This window comes from Bilophila sp., from assembly GCF_057864385.1.
In genome coordinates this window covers 1-9,889 of the sequence record NZ_DBMAFI010000100.1, presented here as the reverse complement: position 1 = coordinate 9,889, position 9,889 = coordinate 1, and the positions used below count along the sequence as shown (strand labels likewise).

Annotated in this window: 8 protein-coding genes; 4 read left to right on the top strand and 4 right to left on the bottom strand. The window is 50.2% G+C overall.

The window, feature by feature from the left end; all coding sequences use genetic code 11:
• The 4 genes from ACZM8Y_RS17095 to ACZM8Y_RS17080 all read right to left on the bottom strand — a co-directional run.
• Positions 1–423 (bottom strand): tyrosine-type recombinase/integrase (locus ACZM8Y_RS17095; RefSeq protein ID WP_489501919.1); only part of this gene is annotated, 423 nt, incomplete at its 3' end.
• A 526-nt stretch (positions 424–949) separates the two neighbouring features.
• Entirely contained in the window at positions 950–1,072 is a 123-nt protein-coding gene (locus ACZM8Y_RS17090) for a hypothetical protein (protein ID WP_482330671.1), read from the bottom strand.
• A 57-nt stretch (positions 1,073–1,129) separates the two neighbouring features.
• A complete protein-coding gene (locus ACZM8Y_RS17085; RefSeq protein ID WP_487479884.1) occupies positions 1,130–1,261 on the bottom strand; it encodes a hypothetical protein in 132 nt (43 codons plus the stop codon).
• Between the two features lie 462 nt (positions 1,262–1,723).
• The gene (locus ACZM8Y_RS17080; RefSeq protein ID WP_302553113.1) at positions 1,724–1,852 is read right to left on the bottom strand and encodes a hypothetical protein; all 129 of its coding nucleotides are present in this window, start codon (positions 1,850–1,852) and stop codon (positions 1,724–1,726) included.
• A gap of 943 nt (positions 1,853–2,795) precedes the next feature.
• Between ACZM8Y_RS17080 and ACZM8Y_RS17075 the strand changes: the two genes are divergently transcribed.
• From ACZM8Y_RS17075 to ACZM8Y_RS17060, 4 genes are read left to right on the top strand one after another with little or no spacing between them, the layout of a single operon-like run.
• On the top strand, positions 2,796–3,899 hold the full coding sequence (locus ACZM8Y_RS17075; protein ID WP_482330672.1) for an HD domain-containing phosphohydrolase: 1,104 nt from the start codon (positions 2,796–2,798) through the stop codon (positions 3,897–3,899).
• Complete coding sequence (locus ACZM8Y_RS17070) at positions 3,883–4,245, top strand: Hpt domain-containing protein (RefSeq protein ID WP_482330673.1); 363 nt, start codon at positions 3,883–3,885, stop codon at positions 4,243–4,245. Before ACZM8Y_RS17075 ends, ACZM8Y_RS17070 begins: the two co-directional genes overlap by 17 nt.
• Before the next feature lie 11 nt (positions 4,246–4,256).
• The gene (locus tag ACZM8Y_RS17065; protein ID WP_482330674.1) at positions 4,257–6,764 is read left to right on the top strand and encodes a hybrid sensor histidine kinase/response regulator; all 2,508 of its coding nucleotides are present in this window, start codon (positions 4,257–4,259) and stop codon (positions 6,762–6,764) included.
• 51 nt (positions 6,765–6,815) lie between these two features.
• Positions 6,816–9,386 (top strand): hybrid sensor histidine kinase/response regulator, encoded by a 2,571-nt coding sequence (locus ACZM8Y_RS17060; protein WP_482330675.1) that lies wholly within the window; start codon positions 6,816–6,818, stop codon positions 9,384–9,386.
• Positions 9,387–9,889: the final 503 nt, after the last annotated feature.

Sequence of the window (9,889 nt, the reverse complement as noted above, 5' to 3'; positions counted from 1 at the left end):
CGCTTCGTCCCGCGTGAGGTAGCGCTCCCGCTGCGTGCGTATTTTGAAAGGGGATACGCCCATGCAGGGAGACTGGCCTGCGGACAAAACGCCGCGTATCTCGGCCAGCGAGCAGATTGTCTTGAAGACAGCCAGAATACGGTTGCAGGTGGCCGGGGACAGCCCGCTGGACGCCAGCCCGTGCAGCCAGTCCTCCACTTCGTGGCGTCTTATTTCAGCAAGTTGTTTGTCTCCAAAAGTCGAAGACAGATGTTGGCGCGCAATGCGCTCATCCACACGCCAGCTTCGTTTGCGGAGCCGGATATGAGGCAGATAGACAGTTGAGACAAACGCATCAAGATTAGCGATGCTATATTCTGACAGAGTGTCATCTTGTTTAAGAGGTGAGCTTATGGAGGGGCTTAACTGATGAGGGCTAGTCATATATGTGTTCTCCTATAGTGATGAAAAAATAATGATGTTTTTCACAACGAGTATTGCTTATTTGGCGAAGGCCGGCCTCGTGCAGTTTAGCACATTTTTTTAACTGGCTTTTTTAGAGACTGGCTTATATCAGATAAACCCGGTAATAATTTAGAAAACATTATATCTGTATTAAAAACTTGATTTTATTCTTGGTTTGCTTTTGAATATTATATTGTTTTGCGTATAACTATATAATGTTTTAGGATATGAATTAATATTAAATTAAAATATTATTAGGATTATAATTGGCTTTTACTTATTTTATATAATTTATTAAAATAATAAGGCATTGAATGTTCTATCGCGTTGTCGATAGAACATTCAATGCCTTGCATCATAGTTTTACAATAAAAGAAGTAGAAATATTATGTCTGACACAATAAAAAAAGTGCCAATACTCCGTTTCCCACCATTCCTTTTTTGTTGAATATCTTTGCTGCAGAGGAGAAAAATAGGCTGGTACTCAATACTGCCCGCTGATAAACTAGCCGGAGGGCGGGTGCAGCACCAACGCCAGAGGAATATCTTTGCCGGTGTCGATGCGGAAGCCTATCCAGAATAGCAGGCTCCCGCAGGCCAGTAGGTAAATCAGAGCAATCAACCCCATGGGTACCAGCCTGCTAATTGAATCTTTGAGGCAGGGGGCTTCGCTTCCTTCACCACACTACCTGTGAGCTTGGATTGCGGCAGTTTTTTCAGCGACAGCGGCCATACCGTCCATAATGGTTCTGGACGCTCCGGCGATTTTATCCGGCAATGTCTCGTAGTAGATGTGCTGATGTTCCATCGCTGCCATTGGCGATCAGAAGCGTTGTCTTTCCGGAGATTCTCAATCTGTTGCTAACATTACGCGGACGGGCCGCTTCCGTTTCAGACGACTTCCTCCCATATGTTTTGCCGAGATCGATCACATATCAGCCATGTTCATGATGCTTTTCATGTGACGGCTTCACATATTTTCACGCGAACTATCCGCCAATGCTGTAATTCCACGCGTGTTTCGTAGCTTTTTAGGACGAGCGCCGTGGTTGGGCATCCGTTTGAAATAGAACAAGTCGGTCACACAGGTGCCGACAGCCGGAAAGTCCAGCGTTATACCATTTTCTCAACCGGTTCCCGTGTGTTGGAAGTATGGTATATCTCAAAACGCTGCGGTTTATCGAAGTACAGATTCCGACAGACGTGGATAGGTACGTCGGTAGGCACTTTCCTGAAAGGAATGTAAAAGCTCTATGGAATCGCGGTGCCGTCTGATTACCTAGAAAACAGTCAGCTCGCGCGGCATTTCCCGCAGGACTTCCTTCATGATGCTGCCGTAACTGGCCGTGCTGGTCTTGGTACGGGCGGCGGCATTGATGACTACGGCATAGCCTTGGTAGTTCTGCAAGTGTCCTGCAGGTTAGTCCACTTGTCAGTGCTGTCTAGGTTGTGTCGTCAGTTAGATATAATTTGTTGAAATTATTTAACTATTTTTTAGACTTTAAAAAGTTATTTTTAATGATTTCATATAGTTATATGCAACATGACGACACAGTCTAGAGTGTTCAGGCGGCAGGGGAGATTCGACGGGGAAAGCATTTATGCATCTTGAGTACGTCCGGTGTGTCGGTATCGGTATCCACAAGTAGAATATTTGCATTCTTGTTGCGAAGATAGGGAACAACGGCGGAGGAAAAAAGCTACTGCCGACACCTCCCTTACATGTCTAGTTTCATGCCGAATGCCGTCAGTCGGCGTTGCAGTTCTCTTTCACTCGTTTAAGCTGTGGATATGAAATAACCACATGATATAACAGATCCTTAAAAAATATTGGTTAAGAGAAAAAATTGCACAATCCTGTCCAATTAAGCAAAAAATATAAAAATATGTAACTTTTTGTGCTGCAAGGCTTTTTGAAGAGGTGGGAGAGTCCTGTGAAGCAGTCTGGACATTGTGATATATCTGCGTGTATACTGCCAAAAGTTATTTATCCACACTCAGTTTCTGATAGGGGGCATAGGGATTTTCCTTTGGCGGAACTATTTATTGTAAAGAGTGATGCCGGCATTGAGTAATGTTTGTATATGTAAATTATATAAAATACATGCGTGTTTATTAAAAAGCCTTTTAAAGGTAAAACAATATATTCTGAAAAATATATTTGATAATTTGCTAATATAGGAAATTTTGATAGCGTTGACATCAAGGAGTATGTATAAGGATTTTTATTTTAAATAAATATATAGAATGAATATGTACAAGCAGCTAATTGATAAAAAACAGTTTTTCATTTTATATCATATCTCATAATATATTAAAACAGAAGGAATTTTTGCTTGTTGAGGTCGGCTATGCGCGAAGGGGCTTATAACGGAACGCTACTGCTTGTTGATGACAATGAAATCAATCGTGAAATTCTTGAGAACGTGTTTGCTCCCTATTATGCTTCGGAGCATGCGGAGAACGGAAGTATAGGCCTCGAAAAAATATTAGCGTGTCCTGATAAATACTGCGCGGTTCTCCTTGACGTAGTGATGCCGGAAATGAACGGCATACAATTGTTACGGCATTTGAAAGCCAAGGGCTTGGTTGATAAAATCCCCATTTTTCTGATTACCGCTGAGGCCAGCGATACCGTTACGAAAGAAGCCTATGAATTGGGCGTGATGGATGTCATCAGCAAGCCCGTAATTCCCTATATAGTGCAGCGCCGTGTAAACTCCGTGGTGGAGTTGTTTCAGGCCCGGAAGAGGCTTGGAAACAAGGTGGAAGAGCAGCAGTCGGAACTGCTTGCTCAGGCGCAGAAGGTCATTGAGCTGAATCAGGGAATGATTGAAGCTCTGTCCACGGCCATCGAATTCCGCAATGGAGAATCGGGCGAACATGTTCGCCGTATCCATGACATCACTCGCCTTCTGCTGCTCCATACGGATTTGGGAGCGGGGATGAATGAGGAAGCCATAGAAAATATCGCCTTGGCCTCCATCATGCATGACGTAGGCAAAATTGCCATTCCCGATTCCATTCTGAACAAGCCCGCCAGACTTACCCCCGAAGAATTTGAGATCATGAAGACGCATACCACACAGGGCGCGGAACTTCTGGAAAGGATTCCGCAGTTGCGCTGTCATGAATCCTATCAGTATGCCTGCGATATAGCCCGCCATCATCATGAACGGTGGGACGGCAGGGGCTATCCTGATGGTTTGAAAGGAGATGAAATATCTCTGGGGGCGCAGATTGTGTCGCTGGCGGACGTTTACGACGCGCTGGTGAGCAGGCGCTGTTATAAGGCCGCATTCAGCCGGGCGGATGCCTTGCAGATGATTCGCCGCGGGGAATGCGGGGTGTTCAATCCGTTCCTGCTGAATCGTTTCCTTGCAGTGGAAGAAGAGGTTGCCAGTTTGTATGTCCGCAATTCGGAGGAGGGAAGAAGCTATGGATGCAGCCACTAAGAATATGTTGACGGAAGGCGGGATAGACGTGGGCAGCATGCTGGAACGCTGCATGGGGAATGAGGCCCTGCTGGAACGGCTGCTGAAAAAGTTTTTGGCAGACACGTCCTATGCCAGACTTGTTGGGGCGTTTGAGGCCGGAGACGGTGCCGCGGCCTTGGATGCCGCGCACACGCTCAAGGGGGTGTGCGGGAATATGTCCATCACGGGGCTGTTTGAGCTGCTTGCCCGCCAAGTTCAGGTTTTGCGCCGTGGAGATATGGCAGAAGCCGCAAGCATGGTGCCGGAAGTGACACGCAGATATGACGCAGCCGTTCAGTCTATCCAAAAGAGTTTCAGAGGCTGAGAGGGGGAACGATGGGGTTCAGGTCTGTTTTGCGCGGAGCGTCCCTCAACATCTTCGTATTTCTGGTCGTACTCGCGCTGGCTGCGGGCGGGGTATGCCTTTTTCGCGATACGCTTCTTCGGAATGCCAAAGTCACGGGCATGGCTCTGGCCCGGAACTACGCGGCCGAGGAAAGAAGCAATCTCGCCGTGTACGAGACGCTTCTGGCCTTCGGCACCGCATCTATGGACAAACGTCTGCAGGAGGGGGGGCTGGAGGATACGGTCCAGTGGATGCGAATCTATTTTGAGCGGCTTCAGACTGTACTGGGGGACAATGTAGTTGTGCCCTACATCGTTTTGAATGGAAAGATCGTCGATATGGCCCGCCAGTTGCAGGAAAAGATGCCCGATTTTACCCCTAGGGAACGAGACTGGTTCAAAATGGCCCAGAAGAACCCCGGTGTTCCTGTATTCAGCGGCGTTTATGAGGACGCCGCCACGGGCAAGTCTGTAGTCACCATAGCACAGAAATCCCGGACAGCGAATGCCGTACTGGCTTTTGATATTTTTCCTCACTATTTCCGTTTTAATTTTCTGCCGCAAAAGCTGAAAAGTTATGAATCTTTTTTCCTTTGTGACAATAACGGAACGCTTCTTTACACACAGACAGGATTGAATGTCCCGGATGACGTATTACAAGATTATGTATTCGATCTGGTTAGAAAAATACAGAATAATGAATTTGAAGAATATGATTCTTATATTATTGATCTGGATGGCAACAAGAGGGCTATATACTATGACAGGATGCATAATGGATGGTATTCCATCGTTACCATCCCTCACTACAGTATTTTGAAAGAATCCAATACGCTATTAATATTTTTAATACTGTCTGTTTGCATTTTCCTTGCAATACTTGCGATCCTTTCATGGCGTTCCGGCAGGGTGAATACGCTTATGAAGCGCACCAACGAGGCCGTGCGGGTCTTGGGCAACTCCTATTATGCGCTGTACCGCGTAAATTTTGAGAATGATGCCTATGAAATGATCAAGGGGTCTGGCTACGTACGGGAAAGGGTCTCGCAGACCGGGAAATACAGCCTGCTGATGCAGGTCATGCTGGAGGTCATTGAGCCGGACGCCCGTGAGGAGTACAGGCAGAATTTTTCCTGTGAAAGCATCCGCACGCTTGTTTCCCGCAAAGTCCGGGACTTCGGGGGGGATTTTCGCCGCCTTTTTGGTGAAGAATACCGTTGGGTCAGTGTGCGCGTCCTGTTCGACGAATCCCTGACGCCTGAGGAAGTGGTGCTCTGTTTCCGTGAAATAGAACAGGAAAAGCTGTGGCAGCTTCAGGAGCGGAAACTGCTGGAAGATACGCTGGAAGCCGCCCGGCGGAGCGAAAAGGCTAGGCAAGCCTTTTTCGCCAATATGTCGCATGACATGCGCACGCCGCTCAACGCCATCATCGGCATGTCCGATCTGGCAAGGCAGGCTCTGGACGATAAGGAGAAAGTCGCCGGATACCTTGATAAAATCCATTACTCCAGCTTCCAGCTCAAGAACCTGATCGACGACATCCTGAATCTGTCGCGCATGGAGGAAGGGCGGTTCGACCTGAACAATCAGAAGATAGACCTGCGGCAATGCGTTCAGGACTGCCTTGATGCCTATCGTGTGCAGGCCGAGGTGGAGCACAAGAGCCTGCAGGCGAGCATGGAACTGGAAAACGCATGGGTCATGGCCGACCCTGTGCGCATAGGGCAGCTTCTGAATAATCTGCTTTCCAACGCCTTCAAGTTTACCTCGGCGGATGATGCCATTTCCATCGCCGTCACCCAGATAAGGAATACCGACAAATACAAATTCGTGGTTTCGGATACCGGTATAGGGATGTCCCCGGATTTCCTCCCCCATCTGTTCGAGCCCTACGCGCGGGAAAATCGTTTTGGCTCAAAAAAGGTGGCCGGGACGGGGTTGGGAATGTCCATCACCAAGAATCTTGTGGAACAGATGAACGGTGAAATCAGCGTGGAGAGCGGAGTGGGGCGCGGCAGTACCTTCACCATCGTCTTGCCCTTCGTCAGTGTCGATCCCGTTTGCGCGGGGGAAGAGAAGGAAAAGCAGGATGCCCCGGATATGGAAGCCCTCCGCGGGAAGCGCATTCTGCTGGCCGAAGACAACATGGTGAACATGGAACTGGCCGTCGAGGTCTTTTCCATGCACGGAATAGAGGTCGTTCAGGCATGGAACGGCACGGAAGCCGTGGAACAGTTTGCCGCATCCGAACCGTTTTCTTTCCATTTCATCCTCATGGACATGCAGATGCCGGAACTGGACGGCTGCGGGGCGGCCCGGCAGATACGGGCCATGAACAGGCCCGATGCGAAAAGCGTCCCCATCATTGCGGTGACGGCCAACGCCTTCGCGGAGGACATCGTGGCTACCACGGCGGCGGGCATGGATGCGCATGTGGCCAAGCCCATTGATTTCAGTCTTCTCTTCAGCCTGCTGGAAAAATTCATCAAGAATAGCTAGCCGTCCCGTTCCGCCCATAACCGGAATGTGCTGCGAGGAGCAAAAGGTTTCATGAAGAATATACGCCAGTTCGTCATCGGTGGGGCCATCAGCGTCTTCATCTGCGTTGGGTTTTTCGTCTGGAGCACCCGCGATATGGTTCGCCATACCGGGGAATCCATCCGCATAGTGGGCGAGATCTATCTGAAAGAGATAAACAATCAGGTGAATCTGCACTTCGCATCCATCATTTCCCTGCGCCTGAAACAGATTGAGGTCATCCTCGACCGCACTCTGCCGGAGGCTATGGCTGCGGGCCTCGTTCCGGAGGTACGGCAGCAGATGAACGATCATGCCGCCCTGAGGGATTTTTCCTATCTGGCCCTTTACGCCACGGACGGATATGCCGACGTCATCCACGGCGAACCTGTGACCGTCCTCAATGAGGGGGCGTTTCTCCTGTCCCTGAACAACGCTGAGCGGAAAGTGAGTATCGGCGTCACGGCATCCGGGGAGAAGCTTCTTCTGCTGGGGATATCCGTAGGCTATCCCCTATCGGAAGGGTATCCCATGTCGGACGGCAGGCAATGCACGGCTCTGGTGGCCGGGGTCCCTCTCGAAAACCTCAACGAATCCCTGTCGCTTGATGCCGTAGAAAATTTTCTGACCTTTTCCCACATCATCCGCAGGGACGGGAGCTTCGTGCTCAGCAATGCGGGGCTTGGGGGCGGCAACTATTACAACAGGCTCATGGAGGAGTGCGTCTTCGACGATGTGTCGCCCGCGGAGATGGTCGCCGCCATGAGGGAACATCTTATGCGTGACGAGCCGCATACCATGCTCCTCACCATGCGCGACGGGGGGGAACGCCGCCATGTGTACTGTTCAAAGATGCCTTCTTCCGAGTGGTTTCTGGTGACGGTCATGCCTCATGGGCCTCTCGACATGATAATCGCGGAGTTGGGAGACAGGAGGCTTTTTGTTTCGCTGCTGGGGTGCGTACTGATTCTGCTGCCGGTATTGGTCATGGTGTTCCTTTATGGAAGGACGGCGAGGCGGCAGGTGCTTGCGCTGCGGCAGGCGAAACATGAGGCGGACAGGGCGAACCGCGCCAAGAGCGAATTCCTGTCCAATATGAGTCACGACATCCGTACGCCCATGAACGCCATCGTGGGCATGACGGCCATCGCCGCGTCGAATTTCGAGAATACCGCCATTGTTCACGACTGCCTGCGGAAAATCACGCTTTCCAGCAGGCATCTGTTGGGATTGATCAACGATGTGCTGGATATGTCCAAGATCGAGAGCGGCAGGCTCTCGCTCAATATCGACATCGTTTCCCTGCGTGAGGTCATGGAAGGGCTGGTGGGCATCGTGCAGCCGCAGGTCAGGGCGAAGAAACTGCGTTTCGATATCCGCATCCACGATATTCTGGCCGAAAGAGTCTATTCCGACAACGTGCGGCTGAATCAGGTTCTGCTGAATCTGCTTTCCAACGCGCTCAAGTTCACGCCCCTGGGCGGTTCCGTCGCCGTGAGCCTGTATCAGGAGCGTTCTCCTCTGGGGGATGGGCATGTGCGCACCCATATCCATGTGAAGGATACTGGCATCGGCATGACGGAAGAATTCCAGAAGAGGATCTATGATTCGTTTTCTCGCGAGTCCAATGCCCGCGTCCACAGGATAGAAGGAACGGGGTTGGGCATGGCCATCACCAAGTATATCGTGGACGAGATGAAGGGAACCATAGAGCTGCGCAGCAAGCCGGATCGGGGGTCGGAGTTCCACATCACGCTGGATATGGAAAGGGTGGACATGCAGGAAGAGGACATGGTGCTTCCCGACTGGAGCATTCTGGTGGTGGACGACGACGAGGAGTTATGCCGGAGTGCCGCCTCTTCCCTGATGGAGTTGGGGATACAGGCGGAATGGGTACAGGACGGGCAGAGTGCCGTCCAGATGAGCGTGCGCCGCCATGAGCAGGGCCAAGACTATCATATGGTGCTTCTGGATTGGGAAATGCCGGGAATGAACGGGCTTGAAACGGCGCGGGAACTGCGCCGGCATTTGGGCGAAGATGTGCCCATCCTGCTGATTTCCGCCTATGACTGGAGTGAAATCGAGGAAGAGGCCCGTCTTGCCGGTATTACCGGCTTCATTTCCAAGCCGTTGTTCAAGTCCACGCTGTTTTATGAATTGAAGCGGTTTGTGGAAGAGGATGCGGAACCGGGCGGGCTTCAGGAAGAGCACGCCGTGCCGGATTGGAAGGGAAAACGTATCCTGTTGGCCGAAGACAACGAGCTGAATTGGGAAGTGGCGAGCACCCTTTTACAGGAATATGGCTTTGACTTGGATTGGGCGGAAAACGGGCAGGTATGCGTGGATATGTTCAGGGAGTCCAGCGTGAGGTATTACGACGTGGTGCTTATGGATATTCGTATGCCGGTCATGAACGGCTACGAGGCGGCTAGAAGCATTCGAGCTATGGACAGGCCGGATGCCGATATCCCCATCATAGCCATGACGGCCGACGCCTTTTCCGAGGATATTCAGAAGTGTCTGGACAGCGGCATGAATGCGCACATTGCCAAGCCGCTTGATATGAAGGAAGTGCTGCGCATGCTCCAGAAGTACCTGCGTTGATCATGCCGTTCCGCCGTTTTAGTCTGCCCGGAAAGGTACGGGCTTCCCGGAAGCCTGCCTGCTGCCGGTTGTCGCAGTATGTGGGGATATTCATCTTTTCGGTGATTTTCTAATATTTTATTTTGAATTTCATATAGTTGAAATGCAGCGTTCATTGTGAAAGTGAACGTCTCGTATGCTGTCCCTAACGGAACTGCTTAATCGGCGCGGTGTGGCCGTCCTTTTTGTTGTTCAAATGGATTTGATGGCGAGCGTACCAATCATCCTTGGAAAGTCGATTATCCGTTAGGTATTATTGGATTAGCATATGCTAATATAATCCCCTACCAAAGCGTCGTGAAACGTAAGCTGAATATGTCCTTAATTGATTATGTATGGTATGTCGGAGAGCGATTCCACCAACGAGAGCAAAGCCCGGGTGATGGAAATATGCTCATTGCAATATGTTGGTATTGTACTTTTTTTTCTTCCCTTGGTATCTGTCGTAAACAAACTGAAAATTT

What these genes read in the sequence shown, in the direction of transcription:
- ACZM8Y_RS17075 (WP_482330672.1), top strand. Translation starts at nt 2,796, where the DNA reads ATGCGCGAAGGGGCTTATAACGGAACGCTACTGCTTGTTGATGACAAT.
- ACZM8Y_RS17065 (WP_482330674.1), top strand. Translation starts at nt 4,257, where the DNA reads ATGGGGTTCAGGTCTGTTTTGCGCGGAGCGTCCCTCAACATCTTCGTA.
- ACZM8Y_RS17070 (WP_482330673.1), top strand. Translation starts at nt 3,883, where the DNA reads ATGGATGCAGCCACTAAGAATATGTTGACGGAAGGCGGGATAGACGTG.
- ACZM8Y_RS17060 (WP_482330675.1), top strand. Translation starts at nt 6,816, where the DNA reads ATGAAGAATATACGCCAGTTCGTCATCGGTGGGGCCATCAGCGTCTTC.
- ACZM8Y_RS17085 (WP_487479884.1), bottom strand. Translation starts at nt 1,261, where the DNA reads ATGGCAGCGATGGAACATCAGCACATCTACTACGAGACATTGCCGGAT.
- ACZM8Y_RS17090 (WP_482330671.1), bottom strand. Translation starts at nt 1,072, where the DNA reads ATGGGGTTGATTGCTCTGATTTACCTACTGGCCTGCGGGAGCCTGCTA.